General features: G+C 63.3%; 24 protein-coding genes. 10 read left to right on the top strand and 14 right to left on the bottom strand.

The window, feature by feature from the left end; translation table 11 throughout:
* Positions 1-119 precede the first annotated feature (119 nt).
* A complete protein-coding gene (locus tag KHO22_RS23930) occupies positions 120-1,136 on the top strand; it encodes a chromate resistance protein ChrB domain-containing protein (protein WP_211949697.1) in 1,017 nt (338 codons plus the stop codon).
* The gene (locus KHO22_RS23925; protein WP_211949661.1) at positions 1,133-2,338 is read left to right on the top strand and encodes a chromate transporter; all 1,206 of its coding nucleotides are present in this window, start codon (positions 1,133-1,135) and stop codon (positions 2,336-2,338) included. The genes KHO22_RS23930 and KHO22_RS23925 overlap by 4 nt, the downstream gene beginning before the upstream one ends.
* 102 nt (positions 2,339-2,440) lie before the next feature.
* On the opposite strand, the gene KHO22_RS23920 is transcribed toward KHO22_RS23925, so the two are convergent.
* The 4 genes from KHO22_RS23920 to KHO22_RS23905 form a co-directional block, all read right to left on the bottom strand.
* Entirely contained in the window at positions 2,441-2,692 is a 252-nt protein-coding gene (locus KHO22_RS23920) for a DUF1488 family protein (RefSeq protein ID WP_211949660.1), read from the bottom strand.
* A 70-nt stretch (positions 2,693-2,762) separates the two neighbouring features.
* On the bottom strand, positions 2,763-3,080 hold the full coding sequence (locus KHO22_RS23915; protein ID WP_211949659.1) for a hypothetical protein: 318 nt from the start codon (positions 3,078-3,080) through the stop codon (positions 2,763-2,765).
* Between the two features lie 110 nt (positions 3,081-3,190).
* Complete coding sequence (locus KHO22_RS23910; RefSeq protein WP_211949658.1) at positions 3,191-3,328, bottom strand: hypothetical protein; 138 nt, start codon at positions 3,326-3,328, stop codon at positions 3,191-3,193.
* A 207-nt stretch (positions 3,329-3,535) separates the two neighbouring features.
* Positions 3,536-6,940 (bottom strand): adenylate/guanylate cyclase domain-containing protein, encoded by a 3,405-nt coding sequence (locus KHO22_RS23905; RefSeq protein ID WP_211949657.1) that lies wholly within the window; start codon positions 6,938-6,940, stop codon positions 3,536-3,538.
* Positions 6,941-7,400: 460 nt separating this feature from the next.
* Here KHO22_RS23905 and KHO22_RS23900 point away from each other — a divergent pair, with 460 nt between their 5' ends.
* The 4 genes from KHO22_RS23900 to KHO22_RS23885 all read left to right on the top strand — a co-directional run bounded on the left by KHO22_RS23900 (position 7,401) and on the right by KHO22_RS23885 (position 9,756).
* Complete coding sequence (locus KHO22_RS23900) at positions 7,401-7,742, top strand: carboxymuconolactone decarboxylase family protein (protein WP_211949656.1); 342 nt, start codon at positions 7,401-7,403, stop codon at positions 7,740-7,742.
* Positions 7,743-7,767: 25 nt separating this feature from the next.
* Positions 7,768-8,457, top strand: a complete 690-nt coding sequence (locus KHO22_RS23895; RefSeq protein WP_211949655.1) for a hydrolase — start codon at positions 7,768-7,770, stop codon at positions 8,455-8,457.
* A gap of 98 nt (positions 8,458-8,555) precedes the next feature.
* Positions 8,556-8,846 carry a DUF1427 family protein gene (locus KHO22_RS23890; RefSeq protein ID WP_211949654.1) on the top strand — a complete coding sequence of 97 codons (291 nt, stop codon included), beginning with the start codon at positions 8,556-8,558 and terminating at the stop codon, positions 8,844-8,846.
* 154 nt (positions 8,847-9,000) lie between these two features.
* On the top strand, positions 9,001-9,756 hold the full coding sequence (locus tag KHO22_RS23885; protein ID WP_211949653.1) for a TrmB family transcriptional regulator: 756 nt from the start codon (positions 9,001-9,003) through the stop codon (positions 9,754-9,756).
* A gap of 108 nt (positions 9,757-9,864) precedes the next feature.
* Here the strand turns inward: KHO22_RS23885 and KHO22_RS23880 are convergent, their stop codons facing one another.
* From KHO22_RS23880 to KHO22_RS23865, 4 genes are all read right to left on the bottom strand, one after another.
* Complete coding sequence (locus KHO22_RS23880) at positions 9,865-10,374, bottom strand: PaaI family thioesterase (RefSeq protein ID WP_211949652.1); 510 nt, start codon at positions 10,372-10,374, stop codon at positions 9,865-9,867.
* 259 nt (positions 10,375-10,633) lie between these two features.
* On the bottom strand, positions 10,634-11,740 hold the full coding sequence (locus KHO22_RS23875; protein WP_211949651.1) for an alkene reductase: 1,107 nt from the start codon (positions 11,738-11,740) through the stop codon (positions 10,634-10,636).
* 159 nt (positions 11,741-11,899) lie between these two features.
* A complete protein-coding gene (locus KHO22_RS23870; protein ID WP_211949650.1) occupies positions 11,900-12,646 on the bottom strand; it encodes an SDR family oxidoreductase in 747 nt (248 codons plus the stop codon).
* Between the two features lie 29 nt (positions 12,647-12,675).
* On the bottom strand, positions 12,676-13,242 hold the full coding sequence (locus KHO22_RS23865) for a nuclear transport factor 2 family protein (protein WP_230426991.1): 567 nt from the start codon (positions 13,240-13,242) through the stop codon (positions 12,676-12,678).
* A 54-nt stretch (positions 13,243-13,296) separates the two neighbouring features.
* Here KHO22_RS23865 and KHO22_RS23860 point away from each other — a divergent pair, with 54 nt between their 5' ends.
* Positions 13,297-13,935 (top strand): TetR/AcrR family transcriptional regulator, encoded by a 639-nt coding sequence (locus KHO22_RS23860; protein ID WP_211949695.1) that lies wholly within the window; start codon positions 13,297-13,299, stop codon positions 13,933-13,935.
* Between the two features lie 48 nt (positions 13,936-13,983).
* Here the strand turns inward: KHO22_RS23860 and KHO22_RS23855 are convergent, their stop codons facing one another.
* The gene (locus tag KHO22_RS23855; protein WP_211949649.1) at positions 13,984-14,400 is read right to left on the bottom strand and encodes a DUF427 domain-containing protein; all 417 of its coding nucleotides are present in this window, start codon (positions 14,398-14,400) and stop codon (positions 13,984-13,986) included.
* Between the two features lie 328 nt (positions 14,401-14,728).
* Between KHO22_RS23855 and KHO22_RS23850 the strand changes: the two genes are divergently transcribed.
* Positions 14,729-15,010 carry a hypothetical protein gene (locus tag KHO22_RS23850; protein ID WP_211949648.1) on the top strand — a complete coding sequence of 94 codons (282 nt, stop codon included), beginning with the start codon at positions 14,729-14,731 and terminating at the stop codon, positions 15,008-15,010.
* A 183-nt stretch (positions 15,011-15,193) separates the two neighbouring features.
* Here the strand turns inward: KHO22_RS23850 and KHO22_RS23845 are convergent, their stop codons facing one another.
* From KHO22_RS23845 to KHO22_RS23835, 3 genes are all read right to left on the bottom strand, one after another.
* On the bottom strand, positions 15,194-15,682 hold the full coding sequence (locus KHO22_RS23845; RefSeq protein ID WP_211949647.1) for an SgcJ/EcaC family oxidoreductase: 489 nt from the start codon (positions 15,680-15,682) through the stop codon (positions 15,194-15,196).
* A 191-nt stretch (positions 15,683-15,873) separates the two neighbouring features.
* Positions 15,874-16,167: an EF-hand domain-containing protein gene (locus KHO22_RS23840; protein WP_211949694.1), complete on the bottom strand. Its 294-nt coding sequence runs from the start codon at positions 16,165-16,167 to the stop codon at positions 15,874-15,876.
* 60 nt (positions 16,168-16,227) lie between these two features.
* Positions 16,228-16,527, bottom strand: a complete 300-nt coding sequence (locus KHO22_RS23835; protein WP_211949646.1) for a hypothetical protein — start codon at positions 16,525-16,527, stop codon at positions 16,228-16,230.
* Positions 16,528-16,781: 254 nt separating this feature from the next.
* On the opposite strand from KHO22_RS23835, the gene KHO22_RS23830 reads away from it, so the two are divergent.
* Positions 16,782-17,693 (top strand): sterol desaturase family protein, encoded by a 912-nt coding sequence (locus KHO22_RS23830; RefSeq protein ID WP_211949645.1) that lies wholly within the window; start codon positions 16,782-16,784, stop codon positions 17,691-17,693.
* 67 nt (positions 17,694-17,760) lie between these two features.
* On the opposite strand, the gene KHO22_RS23825 is transcribed toward KHO22_RS23830, so the two are convergent.
* Together KHO22_RS23825 and pdxR are read right to left on the bottom strand one after the other, a co-directional pair.
* Positions 17,761-18,363 carry a glutathione S-transferase family protein gene (locus KHO22_RS23825; protein ID WP_211949644.1) on the bottom strand — a complete coding sequence of 201 codons (603 nt, stop codon included), beginning with the start codon at positions 18,361-18,363 and terminating at the stop codon, positions 17,761-17,763.
* Between the two features lie 61 nt (positions 18,364-18,424).
* Entirely contained in the window at positions 18,425-19,921 is a 1,497-nt protein-coding gene (pdxR, locus tag KHO22_RS23820) for a MocR-like pyridoxine biosynthesis transcription factor PdxR (protein WP_211949643.1), read from the bottom strand.
* 132 nt (positions 19,922-20,053) lie between these two features.
* Between pdxR and KHO22_RS23815 the strand changes: the two genes are divergently transcribed.
* Entirely contained in the window at positions 20,054-20,689 is a 636-nt protein-coding gene (locus tag KHO22_RS23815) for an FMN-binding negative transcriptional regulator (protein WP_211949642.1), read from the top strand.
* Positions 20,690-20,700 lie beyond the last annotated feature (11 nt).

Raw genomic sequence — 20,700 nt, 5'->3', positions numbered from 1 at the left:
GGCTGGACTGTCGGGCAGCGCGGAGGTTGGGTGCGGCCAGGCAGGACCCCACCGAATTTCGAAATTGTAGAGATCTCTACGGCATTGAAGAGATGGCTATGGCCAGCTACGCTGGGCGCATGAATCCTCTTCCATCACGCTCCCAAGCCTCCTGGCTGCTGCTGATCGTCAGCCTGCCAACCTCTGCCGCCACCCCCCGCATGCGGCTGTGGCGCGGCATCAAGTCGCTCGGCGGCGCGGCGCTGCGCGACGGCGCCTATCTTCTGCCCGATCAGCCGGGATTGCGCGGCCAGCTCGAAAAGCTGGCCGAGGACGCGAACAGCGAGGACGGCAAAGTCTGGATCCTTTCGGTCCAGACGAACGATGCGCAGGAAGATGCCGTGTATCGCGCATTGTTCGATCGGTCTGTCGAGTATGCGACCTGGACGGCCGAACTCTCCGGCGCTCGTGCAACGTTAAGCGACGCGGACGAAGCGGAATTGCTGCGCATCGTGCGCCGCCACGGCCGGGGATTCGACGCGATCCGACAAATCGATTTCTTCCCCAGCGACGCGTCAGCCCGTGCAGAAGCGCAATGGCGCGACTTCAACGCGGCTGTCGACATCCTCCTGTCGCCGGGCGAACCACGCGGGGTAGCCGGCAGCATCCCGCGACGCGACCCCACCCAATACCAGGGGAGGCGCTGGGCAACCCGCCGGCACCTCTGGGTGGACCGGGTCGCCTGTGCCTGGTTGATCCGGCGGTTCATCGATCCCCACGCCACCTTCCTCTGGCTCGACGACGTCCGCCAATGCCCGGACGATGCGTTGGGATTCGATTTCGACGGCGCGACGTTCACGCATATCGGCGACCGCGTTTCCTTCGAAGTGCTGCTCGCCAGCTTCGGGCTCGACGAGGACAAAGGACTGGCGCGCCTTGGCCAGATGATTCACGCACTCGACATCGGCGGCACGCCCGTCGCGGAAGCGAGCGGTTTTGAGGCCGTGCTGACCGGTGCCCGCGAGCGGCTGCCCGATGACGATGCCCTGCTGGGCGAGTTGGGCCATGTCCTCGACTCGCTCCATGTGCACTTCTCCGGCAGCCGCAAACGCCAGGCCACTTCTCCCGATCCAGCTCGCCTTCGAGACTTACGATGACCTCGCCCCAGCAAGCCGAAACCCCGTCGGCCCAGCCAACGCATCAACGCCCCGGCTACACGCTACGGCAACTGGTGCTCTACTTCCTGCGACTTGGCACCTTCGGCTTTGGTGGTCCGGTAGCACTGGCCGGCTACATGCACCGTGATCTGGTGGATGCGCGGCAGTGGATCACCGATGCCGACTACAAGGAAGGCATCGCGCTGGCGCAACTGGCGCCGGGGCCGATGGCAGCGCAACTGGCGATCTATCTTGGCTATGTGCATTACCGCATTCCGGGCGCTACGCTCGTCGGCATCGCCTTTGTCTTGCCATCGTTCCTGATGGTGCTGGCGCTCGGCTGGGCGTACGTGCGCTTCGGCGGGCTGACGTGGATGCAGTCTGTGTTTTACGGCGTGGGTGCAGCCGTCATCGGCATCATCGCAATCAGTGCCTACAAGCTGACCAGGAAGAGCGTGGGCAAAGACAAACTGCTGTGGTTCATCTACCTGGTTCTCGCCGCAGTGACGGTGATCACCGAATCGGAGGTGGCCTGGCTATTTCTCGCGGCCGGCGTCCTGGTCTGGTTCTGGCGTGCGCCGCCAAAATGGCTGCGTCAAGGCAAGCTGAATGCGATGGCGGCAACGCCCTTCCCGGCGGCAAGCGGCCTGCTGAGTACCGTGGACTGGCCGCTGCTCTCGCAGATCGGCGTGTTCTTTGCCAAGGCCGGTGCCTTCGTCTTCGGTTCAGGGCTTGCCATCGTGCCGTTCCTGTACGGTGGCGTGGTGACCGAACACCACTGGCTGAACGACAAGCAGTTTGTTGACGCCGTGGCCGTGGCCATGATTACGCCCGGCCCGGTGGTCATCACCGTCGGCTTCATTGGCTATCTGGTCGCGGGACTGCCGGGGGCCTGCGTGGCAGCGGCGGCGACTTTCCTGCCGTGCTACCTGTTCACGATCCTGCCGGCGCCGTACTTCAAGAAGTACGGCAAGTTGCCCGCCATCCTGGCGTTCGTGGATGGCGTCACCGCAGCCGCCATCGGCGCCATCACCGGAGCGGTCATTGTGCTGGCGAAGCGTTCGATCGTCGATTTTCCTACCGCGCTGCTGGCGCTAGTGACCGTTGCGCTGCTGCTCAAGTTCAAGAAGCTGTCCGAACCCATGATTGTTGCGAGTGCTGCCGTGATCGGTCTGGTGGCCTATCCGCTGCTGCATCACTGAAGGTCTTCCAGTTCGAGGTCGGGCGATCGTCGTTTCAACGCGCTAACTCGTCAGCGCGGCGTGCCGCCATGCACCGATATCGCGACCGGCATTCAGGGCTTCCTACTGCAGCGTGTAGAGCGTCTGCCGCCCCTCGGCATAGAGGTCCATGGCAATCTTCAGGATCTCATTGCGATGCCGGTCGAAGGAGGCCAGCACCCCGGCTTCGTCAGAACCGAGAGTGGAATCGAAGTTCATCAGTACGCGGTCCTCCACCAGGAAGGTAATCTCGCGTGCATTGTCATAACCCCAGAACCACACGCCATGCCTGGCGCCGTCATAGCTGCGGCTGGGGTTGGGAAAACTAAGTGCCATGTTGTCGTCCTGTGTTCTACGCCTTTGACGGTCCGGGTTGCTACGCTCGCTACCAGCGCGAGGCGTTCCGCTACTTCGAACCTCCTTTCATGCTCTCGGCTTCTATCGCGGCATGCAATTCCTCGTACGCCTCGATTGGCTCCATGTCCTGGTCGACGAACGCGGCTGCGCGCTCTGCGGCAACCTGCGCGTCGCGCGGGATGTCGCTCTCGCCGTCGTCCTCGGGGCTCGGCGGCAGCAGCATGTCCTCAAGCATCCCGCGCAGTTCCGGGGTATTCCATGGCTTGCCCAGCCTGGCCTTCCTGTTCAGGTAGTGACGAATCTCCGAGTCCTGCTCGGCGGTGAGCGGAAGCCCGCGAAAAGTGGGGTCCGTATTGTGATGGATCATGATGCGCCTCCCGAAGCGGTCTGCGCTTTCAATGTAGAGATATCAATTCCCTGCGGTGAACGTTGCAAGTTGCGTGTGATCACTGTACCGCGTGTCCGCGGCCAACCGATTTACGTCTTCTTCTTGGCGACACCTTCGTTCCCAACCCTCGAATGAACCGTGCTGAACGGGGTTGCCGGCACCGACGGCTTCTTGGGCTGCTTTGGCTTTTTCGCTTCGCGAGTGCTGCGTAGTTGACTCTTGGCCATGGTTTGCTCCTGGTGCGTTGCTTGCCTGCTGGCATTTCCAGCATACGCCCTTGGAAGCTCCAACAGAATGGCTTTGATGACGTCCGCACAAAAATGCGCAGTCCCCGGCGCTCATACGCTCGCGGGTCCATGCCAGCAGATCGAGGACGGCTCTTGTCCGGCCTCCTGGGGTGCTTTGCGCAACCCTGACGCTTGTCGCCGCCCCGACTAGGTCAGCGCATCGAGGAGCGCCTTGGCTTGCATCCAGTCAACGGTACCCAACCCTTCCGTGAACGCCTCGTGTACACGGGCCAGTGTCTGCCTTGCGACTTCGGGCCTGCCCTGCTGCTGACAAAGCCTCGCAAGGCTCAGCGCTGCCCGCAGCTCAAGGGACTTTGCGCCTTGCCGTCGGGCGATCTCGATGGCTTGATGAAAGTTCGCCCTGGCGGCGTCGCGATTGGTAGTCAACCGGGCTTGCGTGCTCGAGCCCAGGAGCAGTTCCCCCTTGAGCCGATGCAATTCCGCTTCATAGTAGCGTTCCCCCGTGCTGCCTGCGATGGCCAACGCATCGTCCAGCACGTCCAGACCAGCCTGGGCCTGTCCGTTGCTTGCACAGCCCTGGGCCAACAGGGCCAGGAAGTAAGGCCGTCCATGCACCGAGCCGGTAGCCTGGTAAGCGGTCAGGCCCTCGCGCATCTGAACGACGCCCTCCTCGCTGCTTCCATGCTCGACCAGCGCCCACCCCCGCAGCACGGTTGCCCATGCCAGCCAGTATGGAAACCCTTGTTCGGATGCGAGCGCGATGGCGGCTTCGGCGCACTCTTGCGCATGCCGCGCCTCGCCCAAATACTGATGCACCACGGTTGCATGGACCAGGGCGAGTGCCAGGCTGAACGGATGAGTCAGCGTCCGGGCCAGCCCCAACGCCTCCTGACTTTTTTCCCTGCCCTGATCCGGACAGCCCAGATACCACAGCACCCATGTCAGGAAGCTGAGTCCGCGGACCCCGGGATCTTGCCCGTAAAGTTCGACATGGATGGCGTGCTGCCCGGGGGCATAGTGGACAAGACCCTGCTCGAGCTGCGCCCGCGCCTTGCCAAACTCGCCCATGTAGAGCGATGTTCCCCCCAATGCGATATACGCCTGTCCGAGCAACACGGAATCTTGCGCATCCTCGGCCAGGCTGAGCATCGCCTCACCTAGTTCATACGCCTTCCCGTGCTGCGCACGCATGGCGGAGAACATGCGCAAGCCCAGTTTCACCTGGAAGAGCTGCTGGGCATCGCCGTCCTGTTCGCACAAGGCTAGCGCCCGGGTAAAGTTCGCCTCCACTTCCGATGAGGCATATCCTCTCGCGGCGATCAAGGCCTGGCCAAGCGTGACGCGCAATGCGAGTTCCTGGCGCACGCGTTCAGGCGTGTCGGGGAGGCGCGTCAGCAGTTCCAATGCCGCACTCAGTTGACGGATCGCATCGAGATGCGTGGAACGCTCAAGGGACTGGCGCCCGGCGTAGTGCAGATACTCCACCGCCTTGGCGACATTGCCACTGAGACTGTAGTGATGGGCCAGCTCGCTGCAGTGCTCTTTCAACTGATGCTGGAAGAGCACCTCGATGGCACGCCCCGTGCGCTCATGCAGCGCACTGCGCCGTTCCGAAAGCATGGAGTTGCCGGCGACCTCCTGGGTCAGGCCGTGTTTGAACGCATACTCGACCTCCGGGTAGGCGGGTCGCTCATAGACAAAGCCGCCGCTCCGCAGGCCTGCCAGCAGAAGGTGCAGGCGATCTTCCGATTGCCCGCAGACCTGCCGGACCAGACTCAAGGGAAACTCCTTGCCGATCACGGCCAGGGTCTGCAGCAGTTCCTTCTCTTCGAGCGGCAGCCGATCCATGCGCGCGGCGAGAACGCCCTGTACCGTGGTCGGAATACGCAGGGCGGCCGGGAACTTTTCGATGTGGTAATCGCCGGGTTCACCGAGCAGCGCCTTCTCCTCGACCAGCGTCTGGACGACCTCCTCCATGAAAAAGGGATTGCCCCCGGTCTTCTCCAGGACGAGTTGCTTGAGCCGCGCAAGTCCGGGATCACCGCCCAGCAAGACACCGAGCAACCCTTGTGCGTCGGCTGGCCCCAGGGGATCGAGCTGAACTTCGACGCAGCTGCCTTTGTGCGCCCAGGCCAGCTCATACTCGGGCCGGTGGTTCACAAGCAGGAGGATCCGCGCATCTGCCGACCGCTCGACAAGGAAGGCAAGGAACGCTTCTGTCTCACTATCCAGCCATTGCAGGTCCTCGAACACGATCTCAAGCGGTTGATTGCGGCTCTCGCGCACCAGCAGGCGGGTCATTGCATCGAATGTGCGATCGCGCCGGAGGCTGGCGCCCATGTCCGCCAGCTTTGAGCCGGGCTCGCTGATGCCAAGCAGATGGAGCAGGTACGGCAGGACGTCTTCCAGGCCGCGGTCCAGCGTGAGTACCTTGCCCGTGACCTTTTCGTGCACGCGCCGGGTGTCGTCCTGCGGGGTAATCCGGAAATAGCTTCTCAGGAGTTCGATGAGCGGCAGATAGGCGAAGGCTTTGCCATGGGACACCGAGAAGGTCTCAAGCACCAGACAGCCGTGCTCCGAGCGCGCCTTGAACTCGTGAAACAGCCGCGACTTGCCGACCCCCGCCTCCCCCACTACCGCGACAATCTGTCCCTGTCCCGCCATGGACTGATGCAGCGCCCGATACAGCGACTCCAGTTCGGCCTCACGGCCCACGAAACGAGCCAGCCCGCGCTGCGCGGCTACCTGCAGGCGCGTGCGCAGCGCACCGGGCCCCAGCAGTTCATAGACCGCCAGCGGCTGCGGGATACCCTTGACCTGTGCGGCGCCCAATTCCTTGAACCGGAAGTACCCCTCCGTGAGCCTGTACGTGGATTCGCTGACGAGAACAGACGAGAGCGCGGCCATCGTCTCCATCCGCGAGGCAATGTTGATCGAGTGTCCCACCGGGTCGTAGTCGGTGTGCAGGTCGTCCTTGCGGATCGAGCGTACGACCACCTCGCCCGTATGGATGCCAACCCGGATCTGCAGCGAGATGCCCCGATCCAGGCGAAGCCGGTCGCTGTGCCGGCGCATTGCCGCATCCATGCGCAGCGCTGCGTATAGCGCGCGCTGGGGATGGTCCTCATGGGCAATGGGCGCGCCGAAGAGTGCCAGGATCCCGTCACCCAGTGATTTCGCCACGTAGCCCTCGTAGTGGTGCACCGACTCCATCATCAGTTCGATCACGGGGGTGATCAGGCGGTCCGCCTCTTCCGGATCCAGATCGTGGATCAGGGCGGTCGAGCCGGCCATGTCGGCAAACAGGACCGTAATGGTCTTGCGTTCGCCGCCGGTCTCTCCGCGCGCCTCCCGCGCCATCTGCTCGGCACGGATGCGTTCAGCCAAGTGTGGCGGGGTGTATTGGATGGGTGCGGCGGACAGCCCCTGCGGGAATTCGCTGACGGGTGCGCCGCACGCATTGCAGAAACGGGCGCCCGGGCTCAATGCATGGTCGCAGCGCAGGCAGACGCGCGCCAGTCTGTTACCGCACTGCTCGCAGAAATTTGCTACGGCGGGATTCTGGAATCCGCAAGTTGCGCATTGCGTCATGATTCCTCCATCGATTCCCCGCGCACGATTAAACGCCTCGCTGCCTCTCGTGACAAGAGACCCACGCCGGTCCCGCGCGCGGACGATCAGGCGAATCTGAGCCGCCTTGCCACCCATCCCGAGGGTCGCAGAAAAAGACCTTGCTGTCCGTAGGCACGGTGAAGCGCCCGCGCTCTCCTGCAAAGCATCCGAACGCACTTCCGGCCGTTTCGTTCGCCACAATAGTACACATTTTCTTATTAAGAATCAGCGTGTTAAGAGATTTCTAAGGAAATTATTGCGGTCGTCTTTGACGGAAAAACGCGCGACTCCTAGCATTGACCTCGTGATCTTGTTCTGCATCCAGCGCTGAACGTAACCAGTAGCTCGACGCAACCGAAGCGCGCTTTGCACTCGCCGATACGAGCTGCCGGACCAGGCCACATTCATCCCTTTCGAAGTCATCTCATGGAGACATCTCATGCTTGAGTGGAAACAGGAAATTCAGGACATCGGTTCTCGCCTCAAAGAACTGTCCACGCGCACGCCGGACACCCTTCGCGGTTTTGGACTTATCGCCGGTGCGGGCGCCAAAACCGAGCGACTCGGCGCGAAGACGCGTGAACTCATCGCGCTGGCCGTCGCAGTCACCACGCGCTGCGATGGTTGCATCGCCTTCCATGCCGCCGAGGCCGTCAAGCTCGGCGTGTCCGACGATGAAATCGCAGAAGCGCTCGGCGTCGCCATCAACCTGAACGCCGGCGCCGCCATGACGTACAGCACGCATGTGCTGGATGCCATCGACGCGCTGAAGCAAGCCTGACCATTACACCTGAAAGGAGCCCATCATGAGCAATCCCAAGCTTGAAATGCTGACATCGCAAAACAGCCAGCTGATTTTCATTGACCAGCAGCCGCAGATGGCATTCGGCGTCCAGTCCATGGACCGGCAGGTGCTGAAGAACAACGTGGTCGGCCTGGCCAAGGCCGCGAAGATCTTCAACATCCCGACCATCATCACGAGCGTGGAATCGCAAAGCTTCTCGGGATTCACCTACCCGGAACTGCTCGACGTCTTCCCGGGCCAGCAACTGCTGGAGCGGTCGTCGATGAACTCCTGGGACGACCAGAAGGTGCGCGATGCGCTGGCAGCAAACGGACGCAAGAAGATCGTGGTGTCCGGCTTGTGGACCGAGGTCTGCAACCTCAGTTTCGCCCTGTCGGCCATGCACGACACCGACTATGAGTTCTACATGGTCGCCGACGCCTCCGGCGGCACCTCCAGGGAAGCGCACGACTACGCCATGCAACGCATGATCCAGGCTGGCGTGGTGCCGGTGACGTGGCAACAGGTGATGCTCGAATGGCAGCGCGACTGGGCGCGCCGCGACACCTATGACGCTGTGATGAAGGTCGTCAGGGAGCACGCCGGTGCCTATGGCATGGGCGTCGACTACGCCTACACCATGGTGCACAAGGCCCCACAGCGAGCGGTCGGCACTCACGAGATCGTGCCGCCGGTTCCGGCAAAGTCGTAGGCGGTCCTCCGTCTCATTTGGTGGCCCAAGTCCGGCCCCGCAAAGCGTAATGGCGTGGCCGGACTGTCGTGCCCAGCAGCTGCAAGAGAGATATGCCAATGAAGAGCCATCTGTTCTCACTAGGTGCCGGCGTTCTGGTCGGCGTCATCTACTACCTGATCGGCGTACGGTCGCCTGCCCCACCGCTCGTTGCCCTGGCCGGCCTGCTCGGCATACTCGCGGGAGAGCAGCTTATTCCAGTCAGCAAGCAATACTTGTCTGTCGCGATCCACGCAACGGCGACGCGCGCATCAGACGACGCAACCGCCGCGCCCGGCACAATGCAGCAAGGTGTCTTCGGCACGGCGGCTGTGCGCAGGACTGCGAAGTATGAGGAGCCTCGTACCTGATTACCTCCGCCGCCCTCGTGCTGATGAAACTGCTTTCTTGGCCGGCGTTGTTATCACGAGTTTCGTTGCGAGTAGCGAGGCCGTTGCACCCGTGACGAGCCACGCGCATCATTCGCCTCTAATCCGGAGCATCGACTAGAAGAGGAGCCGATCCATGAACATGGTTGAAATGCTGCAAGCGGCGGGCATTGATGGCCACAAGGCCGACTTCTACCTCGCCTCACTGGAGTTGGGCGAAGCAACCGTTGCTGCAATCGCACAGAAAGCAGGTATCGGGCGAACCAATGCCTATGAAGTACTGGACAGGCTCGTCGCGTCGGGCTTCGTATCGACGGTCCAGAAAGGCGCGCGCTCTTATGTGATTCCACAGGATCCGATCATGCTGTTACGCAAGATCGAATCTCAGCGTCAAATTATCCAGGAGGTTCTCCCTCAACTCCGCTCCATTCACAATTCCTCTGGAGGAAAACCGAAAGTCCGGTTTTTCTCCGGCGTGGAGGGCATCAAGACTGTCATGAGCGAAACGCTGGAATGTCAGTCGAAAGAAGTCAGTGCGATCATGTCCAACAGCGAACTGTTCCGTACGCCAGGCTTTGACTTCATCAATGACCTGATCGCCCGTCGCGCGAAGGCAGGGATCCATGTGCGCGTCATTCGCACTGGACCGGGCGACTCCCGGGATATCTGGCGATCGTCAAAAAAGGACCGGCGAGAACTTCGGTGTGCACCGGAGAACTTTGAAATGGGTGTGACGACTTATCTATTCGACGACAAAGTGTCCATCATTTCCTCACGTGCCGAACACTATGCATTGTCGATCCAGAGCCAGGAGTTCTTTGCCTTCCAGATGAGCCTGTTCGAGATACTCTGGAGCGTCAGCGATCCAGTTGGCGCGAGCCGAGGCCCATAGTTTGACCCGAACCAGCGCTCGCTCTTCGGCAGCGAAATGCGCTCGGCCGCGCCTCGGCCATGCAAACTCTGATGTTCCTGGCGCCGGCGTCATAGGAGTCGCTTGAGGTCAGCCTTTCGCGTTTCCCTTCGGAATCTCGAACACAAGGCACGTTGTCGTCGCATGCGCAAGCAGCCGGTCGTTCGCATCGGTGATGCGCGCCTCGGCGGTGGCGACGCGGCGGCCGGCGTTGAGCACGCGGCCCTCGGTGCGGATCACGCCGCTCGTCTCGCTCATGCCGCGCACGAATGAGATCTTGAATTCCAGCGTCGTATAGCCAGTGCCCGCGGGAAGCGTGCTCTGCACCGCGAGGCCCATCGCGGAATCCAGGAGGATCGCGGCATAGCCACCGTGCACCGATCCGATCGGATTGTAATGGCGCAAACCCGGCACGCTGTGAATCACGACGGCGCCGGGTTCGGCCGTGCAGTCGAACGGCTCGACTGTCTGCATGATCGGCGGCTCCGGTAATCGCCCCGCGAAGATCGCGCGGACAAAATCAAGCCCCGACATCGATGCCATCACGTCGATGGGTACGATGCCATATTCGATAGTCTGCTTGCCCGATTTATCGTCCATGATCTCTCAACATACGATGTCGTGACGCCGGACCTGCTCCTGGCACATACGATTGTTCAGAAAGAGGATTACCGGGTCAAGCGCGGCAGTCACGGATGCAAGCAGGGCTTGTACTCACGAATCCGCTCCGCAGTCAGGCAGGTATAAGGTGCCGGCCAGCGATATGCCCTTTCCCCGGCCACCCAGGAGCCTATCAAGTCGCCGTTATCAGGCCAAAACAGCCGCCTGCGCGCGCAGGCAGCAATCACGCGGCGCCGGATCAGGCGGCAATGCGTTCCTCGTAGAACGGATAGTCAACATAGCCGACGTCGGTCCCGCCGAAGAACGTTTCGCGATCGTAAGGGTTCAGCGGCAGCCTGCGGCGCAGTCGCTCGGGCAAGTCGGGGTTGGCGATGAAGTCGCGGCCAAAGGCAACCAGGTCGGCATCGCCCGCTGCGATGATCGCATCCGCGGTGTCGCCCCTGAAGCCACCTGCGGCGATGATGGTGCCGCGATAGAACCTGCGGATCAGTTGCGAGGCCACCGGGTTCGGGTTCCGGGTTTCGTCGTCGAGATTCCCCCGCACGCGCGGCTCGATCAGGTGCAGGTAAGCGAGATCGAGCCGGTCCAGTTCAGTGGCAACGTAGGTGAACAGGCCTTCGGCATCGCTGTCGGCCATGTCGCCAAACGAGCCGCTCGGGCCCAGGCGCACCGCGACCCGACTGCTGCCCCAGACAGAGATCACCGCCCGCGTGGCTTCGAGCAGGAAGCGTGCGCGATTCCCGAAGGAACCGCCGTAGATGTCGGTGCGCTTGTTGCTGCCGTCCTGCAGGAATTGATCGAAGAGATAACCGTTGGCGGCGTGCAGCTCCACACCGTCGAATCCTGCTTCAAGACCACGCCCGGCGGCACGGCGGAAGCTCTCGACCAACTCCGCGATCTCTTCGATCTCCAGTGCACGATTCGGTGTGTTGGGTACCCAGCCCGCCTTCGTATATGCCACGCCCCCGTGCGGGATAGCCGATGGGCCCACCGGCTGACTGCCTGCCGGTTGCACCTCGGCATTCGACTGGCGGCCTGCGTGGTAGAGCTGCAGGAAGATCTTGCCGCCCCTGGCATGGACGGCGTCTGTGACCTGACGCCAGCCAGCGATCTGGCTATCGTCGTAGAGGCCGGGTGCGCCAAGGTAACCGTTGCCGTTGGGCGCGGCGATGGTAGCTTCGCTGATCAGCAGCGCACCGGGCGACGAGCGCTGGGCATAGTACTCGGCCATCAGCGGGCCGGGGACTGCGCCTTCTTCGGCGCGCATGCGTGTGAGCGGCGCAAGCACGACGCGGTGCGCGAACTCGTAGGATCCGACCTTGACGGGTGTGAACAGCCTGGACATGTTTTACTCCTGCTAGAGATTTGGTTGGCGTGCCTGACAGGGGCACGCGGCAAGGACAATGTATGTGAGGAAATGACGTCGGAAGCCGCGGTTGCGCTTCGAACACCGCGGGCTTCCCTGCCATGCGGACTGCATGCCGCTCGCCAGGCAGCCCCGTGCTCAACCGGCAGCCATCATGTCATTGAATTCATTGACCCAGGCGTGCTCGCCAGGTCCCGGATTGGCGCGCATGCTGACGGCCGGGCCCACCAGTATCTCGTTGGCATCGGTGCCCAGTTGCTCGATCGCGCCCGCGATGAATGCTTCGAGTGGCATCGCGCGTGCTTCCTCGCTGCTGTTCATCAACTCGGTACGGACCCATGGTGGCGCTATCTCGATGACCGAGACCTTGCTGTCCCGAAGCAGATAGCGTTGTGAGAGCGTATAGGAATGCAAGGCCGCCTTGGTCGCGCTGTACACCGCCGCGATCGCCATCGGTACAAAGCCAAGTACCGATGTGACATTCGCCACCACGGCACCGTCCCGGGTTTTCAGGTGCTCGATCAGCGCTGATGTCATGCGTACGGGCCCGAGCAGGTTCGTCTCGACGGTGGCGCTCAGCAGTTCGTCGTCGACCGGACCATCGGCACCATCGGGAAGCATGATGCCGGCGTTGTTGATCAGTACGTTCAGCCCGGGATGGTCGGCAATCAGTCTGGCGGCGACGGCCTTGATATCGGCCGGATCCGTGATGTCGAGCGCCACCGCCCGCATGCCGGGGTTCGCGTCGATGGTCGCTTGCAGACGCTCGGCGCGCCGGCCCGAAATGATGACCTGGTTGCCGAGCTTGTGGAGCGCTTCGGCGAGACCGCGGCCGATGCCCGAGCCGCCTCCGGTGATGAATATGGTGTTGCCTGTGAGGTTCATGATGGCTCCGAAGAAATGGAAGGCTGGCGTCAGCGCGGAAAGCTGTTGCCGAACATGGGCAGGCCGCTTTGGGATTCGGCCTCGCTTGCTTCGTCCTGCAGCACGTCCCAGTGCTCGGCGAGCACGCCGTCCGCGATGCGCAGGATGTCGGCGGCGATCCATGCGGCCGCACGCCCATGGCCCGAAAAACGCCCGTGAACAATCACGTAGTCGCCGTCTGCCACGATCACGCCGGGTTCATGTCGCAATGTCGGAGGCAGGGTCCTGATGAGGTGGAACAGACCGTCGCGCCCCGGCGCGATATGCGCGCTGTGCTGGATATAGTCCGGCGACCAGAAACGCTCTGCGGCGGCATAGTCGCGCTGGTTGAAAAGCGTGTCGAACGCTTCGAGCACGAGGGCCTTGTTGGCAGCTTCGGCAGTGCTGCTCATGACGGTTCCCCCGAGACGCGCAAGGCGTGGCAGTTCGGGCTGGGCAAGGGCTGGTGACTTCCGATGTACATGAACAACTCCTACGGGATTTGGAACGACCAAAGACGATGGTGATTGACATTGAGTTTTGGCGATCGCCCCGGAAAAGTCAAGGTCGATCACCATTGTGTTTTCACGAAAGGGCTATAATTGCACCGTCAGCGGCGGGGAGCACGAGCGATGGGCGTTTCAAAGCAGAAGGCGGAAGAGAACCGCAAGGCCATCCTTGCGGCATCGGAGAAGTTGTTCCGCGAGCACGGAATCGATGGTGTCGGCCTGAGCGCGCTGATGAAGGCCGCAGGCTTCACGCAGGGGGGCTTCTACAACCACTTCGAGTCGAAGGAGGCGCTCGCCGCTGAAGTCGTGGCGACCGCGATGGACAAGGCCAACGACGATCTGAAGGCAGCCATCGCGACGCCCATCGGGCCGGACGGCAACCGCCTGAGACGACAGATCGACTATTACCTGTCCGGCGCGCACTGCAGTGATATCGAGCATGGCTGCGCCATCGCCGGCCTCACGGCGGATGTGCGCCGGCTCGGCCATGAAGCGCAGGTGCACTTCGCCAGCGGGCTGGAGGTGATGATTGAAACCCTGACAGCGCTGATCGCGGAACAGCGCCCCGAAAGCAAAGATGCGGACCAAGCACGGGACGAAGCACGCCGTGAGGCAATCTCGTTCTACAACGAGATGGTGGGTGCCCTCATCCTGTCCCGGGCATTGGCCGGCAATCCCCAGCTCGCAGAGGAAATACTGAACGCGAGCCACCAGACGCTGCTGAAGAGATTCGCGCTGGATGCGGAACCGGGCCAGCGCTGACCGCCCTGCCGCATCCACGCATGACGCGGAACGCCGAACCGCTCCGCGTCAGCCGCGATCCAGGCCTTCAGGCGGCAGTTCTTCGATCGTGTCCACGCGGTCGCGATAGAACGCGAGGTGATTGCGGATCGGTGCCACGGCCTCGTACGGGCTCTCATACGTCCAGACAGCGTTGACCGATCGCTCGCCACCTGCCGCAATCGAGAAGTACGCGCAATCGCCCTTATACGGGCAATACGTTGCGTGTGCGGTGCGCTCGAGCAAGCTCATTTCCGCATCTTCCCGCGGGACGTAGATGACTGCCGGGTAACCGGCCTCCCGCAGCGTCAACGCATTGCGCGAATCGGCGACGACCTTGCCGGCCACGGTGACCACCACCCGTGACGGATTGCGTTCGATGGTGATCGGGTGGTCCTTGCCTGGAATCTTCACTGGCCGGGCTGCGTCAGCGGTGCTTCTGACCATGGCATCTCCTTGAACTGGACCTTGAACTGGCCACTCGGGCGCTTTCGTCCGCACCGGCCGAGCAACGCCCGGGCGACAGGTTATGCGGCGGCACTTGCTCGCCATCGTTCCGGCTCTCCCGCACAGACCAGCGCCGGGTGTCGAGCCGAGCAATCTCCACATGGCGGCAAATGCAAAGTCAGCTGCGTGCAATGCAAATCAGGCCGGTGGCGAAGTCCCTATATTGACTCCAAAGGATATTCGACGGAGCACGAGGCGAGCGCTTCAGGCGGCTTGGCAAAGAGTGGGACTCCGGTGAATGTGTATCTGCAACCGGCAAGGATTGGAAGTGAGTTTTCTGGAAAGGATCAAGTCCGCCGCCTATGTGCTTGGCGGCCAACATGCAGCTTCGAGAGCGAGGATTCTCTCAAGAGACATACGGGCATTCATGGACGAAGCTGGTGCCACCCCAAATGACGTGGACGAGGACTATCGGGTGAAGTCGGAAATCTGGCGGAGAACGCGTCATTGCTCCGAGAAGGAGTTGCTGTTCCTCTATGCGGTAGACAAGGAGATTGCGATGCTCTGCGAAAGGGTCGCGCGACAGCACCTCCAGCTTGACCTGCTGTAGCCGCGCGCCGCTTGCTCCGTAGGACGGCATACAGGATTCTCCGCCGGGGGGCCGGCGCGACTGAGCGGTATTCGCTTGATGGTCAGGCTGGTTCGCCCAAGCCCTTCCCAATCCTCTGGCCCGGGCGCAATGCATGCCCGGGCGCGGGCGGTCCGGCGCGCGAAATGCACCGCACAATCCCCATCACTTCTCCGGCATGGCGGAAGAGTGATGGCTGGTGATCAGCCATTGCGAGCCATCCCAGCGATAGGTGTAGGTATAGCGGGCTTTGACCACCGCACCCGTGCGCGCGAAGGTAAAGGTATAGAGCCCCGCATCCACCGCGGAATTGCATCCGATCTCGATCCGCCGGAAGTCGATCTTCCCGGACGGACGGTCCTGCAGGAAATGCTGGAAGTAGTCCTCTCTCTCCGCGACCGTCAGCCGGGGCTTGTTGGAAACCGTCGCCAGGAGAATCGACCGATCCGCATAGTTGGCCGCCACCTTGCGCGGATCACCCGTTTGCAGAGACTGGTTCCATCGATCGAACAGCGCCGCGATCTCCTGTTCCGAGGTAGCCTTGCAGCTTGCCGCAGGCGCCCCCTGCGCGCTGCCCGGCGTACCCGGCGCACCTTGATTCATGGCGCATCCCGCCAGCACGGATGCCACTACTGCAATGGGAATCAGCTTCATGGCAACGTTCCTCCTCTTGTTATTCGGCGCCTGGCCCGGGTTCACCGGATGAAGTATGGAACATCCCGCCAGCAAGTGTTAGGACCGAAGCCGCTTCGCGTCGGTGGCCACGGACAGCAATGTCAGCGGGCGGCCAGTGGCGCTACGACCCGTTCGGAGGCCGCCATACATCGGCTTCCGGCTGACGGCGATCAGCGCGACATCATGGCCTGGCCCATAAAAGCTTCGATCTGCGCCAGCGTCACATAGCCGGTTCGCTGCGCGTCGATCTGATCGAAGTGCTTCGCGACCATCGGCATCCCGGCCGCGGCCTGCTCGCGGGTGAGCTTGCCGTCATGCGTGGTGTTGGCATTGGCAAAGCGCCCCTGCAGTTGCTGCATCGCACGCTCCACGCGCGGACTGGCCGCGGCGGGCATTTCGGCGCTCTGCGCGAGCGCGCCTGCGGATGCCATGCAGAGGGCGAGCACTGCAATCATCTTCTTCATCATGTTTTCTCCGTATGGGATGGCCGGCGTTGGCGGCGGCGTTGAGGGTTCGGGGGGTGATCACCGCACCACGTAGACCGGGCGGGATGCGACGTAGACCGTACGCGGCACGGGAGCGGCCCTCACGACCACGGTCGGCAGCGGCGCCGATGCGACCACGACCTTCGGCGCCGGCTTGACGATCACTCTCGGCGCGGTTGCCACCACGACCGGCGGACGGGCATAGACGGTGGCCGGCGCGACCACCACGGTGGACGCGAATACCTGGCCGCTGGCCAGCAGCACCAGCGTACCGGCGGCGGCACCAAGGAAGCGGGGGAAGCGAGCAAAGCGGGCAAGGCGGGAGAGGTTCGAGGTCATCACAAGTCCTTCAGTTTCGGTTTCAGCCAGCCAGTGCGGCGCGGCAACGGACCGAACTATAGGAGGACATCGCGCGCATTTCGCCGTGGAAAACATGTCGCGGTATGACACGGCGGGCCGCGTCCGCGGCCATGACACATGGCGAAATATTTGATGCGTGGCGCCCGGCGCCGCCGCCCTCTACATTTGCCTCACCGACGCAGCAATGCCGGCCTGGCCAGGCAGGCGTCACCGGCTCCCCATACAGGACGATCATGCACAACCTCCACAAGATCACCCTCCTCGCCACGGCCTTCGTCGTGTCGGTCTCTCTGGTCGAGGCCTTTTTCCTGGCACGCAAGGCACGCCGGCAAGGCCAGGCCTATCCCTGGCATGAAATGGGACTGTCGCTGGTCGACATGATCGGCCGCAAGCTGATGGTCCTGCTGCCGCTGTCGCTGGCCACGCCGATCTTCGCCTTCGCCTGGGACCACCGCACTTTCACGGTCGAGATCAACAGCGTGCTGGCCGTGCTGCTGCTCTTCATCGGCCAGGAGTTCTGCTACTACTGGTACCACCGCGCGTCGCACCGCATCCGCTTCTTCTGGGCGACGCACGCGGTGCACCACTCGCCGAATGAACTGACGCTGGGCACCGCCTACCGCCTGGGCTGGACCGGCAAGATCACCGGCACCGCCGTCTTCTTCGCGCCGCTGGTCTTCCTGGGCGTGCGCCCCGAGGTCGTGCTGGCCACGCTGAGCCTGAACCTGCTGTACCAGTTCTGGCTGCACACCACCTGGATCCCGAAGCTCGGCTGGTTCGAATATGTGTTCAACACCCCGTCGGCGCACCGCGTGCACCATGCCTCGAATGTCGATTACCTCGATGCCAACTACGGCGGCGTGCTGATCCTCTTCGACCGCCTGTTCGGCACCTACGTGGAAGAGCGTGAAGACGAACCCTGCCGCTTCGGCCTGGTCCACCCGACCACCACGCACAATCCGCTCGTCAACCAGTTCGAACACTGGGTCAGCCTGGGCAGGGACATGATGAAGTCGGGCAGCGTGGTCAACGCGATCGGCTACCTGGCGATGCCGCCGGGCTGGGCACCGGATGGCAAGGGCCAGACGACCGAAGCGCTGCGCCAGCAGCAAGCCGAAGAGCGGCTGGTGGTGAGTGCGAGGTAACGGGAGCGAGCGGCAAAACAGAACGGGCAGCGCGAGCTGCCCGTTCTGTTTTGCGAACCACCGTCCCTCAATTCCCCGCCGCCCGCACAAACGCCTCCCGCGCGGTCACCTGCCCGACATAGTCCTGAATCACCCGGCTGTCAGCGATACGCGGCGCCCCGAACTTCCCCGCCCAGGCAAGCGACGCCCCCAGGTAAACATCCGCAGCACTGAAGGTCGTACCCAGCACGAACGGCCCGGGCGTCAGCGCCTTCTCGATGGCTGAGACAACATCGTCATAATCGCCCCAGCCAACGGCCTGCTTCGACAGCGGCGCATCGGCCCGCATCATCCGGTCGGTCAGCGCAGGCTCAAAGCAACTGCCACAGAAGAACAGCCAGCGCAGGACTGTCCCGCGCGCGGAAGAACCCGGCGGCGGCATCAGCGCGGCCTGCGGAAAGGCGTCCGCCAGCCAGGCGATGATCGCGCCATTCTCGGTCAGGACCGTGCCGTCATCGAGAACCAGCGTCGGGATCTTTCCCATCGGATTGACGGCCAGGAATGCCGGCGACCGGCTCTCCCCTTTGGTGAAATCGATGTGCTGCAACTGGTAGTCGGCCCCGACCTCCTCCAGCATCCAGCGCGCTACCGAGGCGCGGCTCTGGGGGTTGTAGTAGAGCGTCATGGTCATACCGTCCTCCTGCTGGCTTATCGGTCAGGTGATGCAACCGCAGCAGGATAGCACCATGGCTCTACGCAGGTGGGTCGATTCGCCGCAGCGCCTCCGACAGGCGACGGACACCCTCGGCGATGGCCTCGCGCTCCAGCAACGCGTAGCCCATGACGAGACCCGCGGGCCTGGACCGCCCGGCCTTATGCCCCGAGCGATGGAACAGCGGACTGACGGGATAGACGCGCACACCGAGCCGGCCGGCCTCCCTGGCCAGCGCCGGCTCCGCACTCGACGGCAAGGCCGGGATCCACACGACCAGATGGAGCCCGCTGGCCAGCCCCTGCATTTCAATCCGGCCGGACAGATGCGCCTGAAGCGCTTCGACCAGGGCGCGTTGCCGCGCATGCTGCAACCGCCGCATGCGCCGAACATGGCGGCCGTAGCTGCCGTCTTCCAGGAGCAGGGCCAGCGCGCGCTGGACTCCGGTCGCGGCGTGGCGGTCGGTCAGGCGCTTGGCTGCGGCAAAGGTATCCACCAGGCGATCGGGGACCACCATGTAGCCCAGGCGAAGCTGGGGCGAAAGCGTCTTGGAAAAGGTGCCCACGTGGATCACGCATCCCTGCGTATCGAGGGACAGCAGCGAGGCTTCCGGGCGCACCGAATAGCGGTACTCGCTGTCGTAATCGTCCTCGATGACCCACGCGCGCCGGTCTGCCGCCCACGCCAGCAATTCCCGCCGCCGCCCGATCGGCAGGAACGACCCCAGGGGAAACTGGTGGGTCGGCGTCACGTAAAGCATCTGTGCCCGGCGCAATGCATGGAGCTGGTCTGTCCGCAGGCCATGTTCGTCCACATCGATGCATTGCAGGTCCGCGCCATAGGCCTCAAAGACATGGTGCGCCATCCGGTAGCCCGGATTCTCCACCGCCACGGGGTCGCCGGGGTCGAGCAGCAGGCGTGCGCAGAGGTCCAGCGCCTGCTGGGAGCCATTCACGATCATCAGTTGATCCGTGGAGCACGACAGCCCGCGTGTCTGGCTCAGGTGCGCCTGCAGCGCCCTGCGAAGCTCGATGTTGCCGCGCGGGTCCTCGTAAGCCAGCCGGGGCGTGCGCTGTCGCTCGACCGCACGCAGCGCCCTGAGCCATGTCAGCGTCGGGAAGTCGCGGCCGGCCAGCGGACCGTAGATGAAGTCGATCTCTCCGTCAACGGCCACCGTGCCAGTGTCCTGCAGCGCCATGCCCTCCACCCGGGCACCCCATGCGGAAAGTCGCCCGGCATGCGGGTCTGCCGCAACCGTCCCGATGGCGCCGCGCGTGGTGCGACGAACCGGACTGCCCGGCGCTGCGCCGGCCGCCACGCGGCTGACCGCGCCACCCCGTGTATCGATGAATCCGTCGGCCGCGAGCTGCTCATAGACGAGCGACACGGTGGCGCGCGAAAGCCCGCGCTCGGCGGCCAGTGCGCGGCTCGATGGCAGCGGTGCCCCCACGGCGTAGGTGCCGTCCGCGATACGCGCCCGGAATTCGTCATACAGGGCGCGGCCCAGGCCCCGCTCGCCATGCTTGTCACTGGACATCCTGGTCACCTGGCCGGATCAACTGGTCTGGTCAGATGGTATCAAACTGGCTATTTTCACCCAACCGGAAGCACGGCACACTGTCGCTGAGCGTCGCGTCCCGACGACGCCCGTTCAGAGTGGACCCGTCCCATGTACCTGCCCAAACACTTCGCCGAACCCCACGCCGAAGAACTGCATCGCATCATGCGCGAGCACGCGCTTGCCACGCTGGTCACCCAGACGGACGCGGGCTTCGATGCCAATCACCTGCCCTTCCTGTTCGAACCCGGAGAGGGCGCATGCGGCGTGCTGCACGCGCATGTGGCACGCGCCAATCCGCTCTGGCGGGAAGTCGCCGACGGATCGCCCGTGCTCGTGATCTTCACCGGCGCGCAGGGCTACATCACGCCCAACTGGTACCCCGGCAAGCAGCAGACGCACCGTCGGGTCCCGACCTGGAACTACGAGGTGGTGCACGCGCACGGCACGCTCCATATCCGGGACGATGAAAAATTCGTCCGCGGCGTCGTGGCCCGCCTGACCCGGCAGCATGAAGCCAGCGAGCCGCAACCGTGGAAGATGGGCGATGCGCCCGCGGATTTCATCGCCGAGCAACTGAGCCACATCGTGGGCATCGAAGTCCGCGTGTCACGGCTCGAAGGCAAGCGCAAGCTGAGCCAGCACCACCAGACACCGGATCGGGAGGGGGCGATCCAGGGCCTGGAGGCGCGAGGGAACATTGAACTGGCCCAGGCGATGAAGGACACGGCCATGCCGCCGGAATGAAGGCGGGCGCA

Origin of the sequence: Cupriavidus yeoncheonensis, assembly GCF_905397275.1 — a bacterium.
In the GTDB taxonomy this organism is placed as follows: domain Bacteria; phylum Pseudomonadota; class Gammaproteobacteria; order Burkholderiales; family Burkholderiaceae; genus Cupriavidus; species Cupriavidus yeoncheonensis.
Note: the sequence above shows the minus strand (reverse complement) of the source record. Positions and strands in the feature narration are given on the sequence as shown.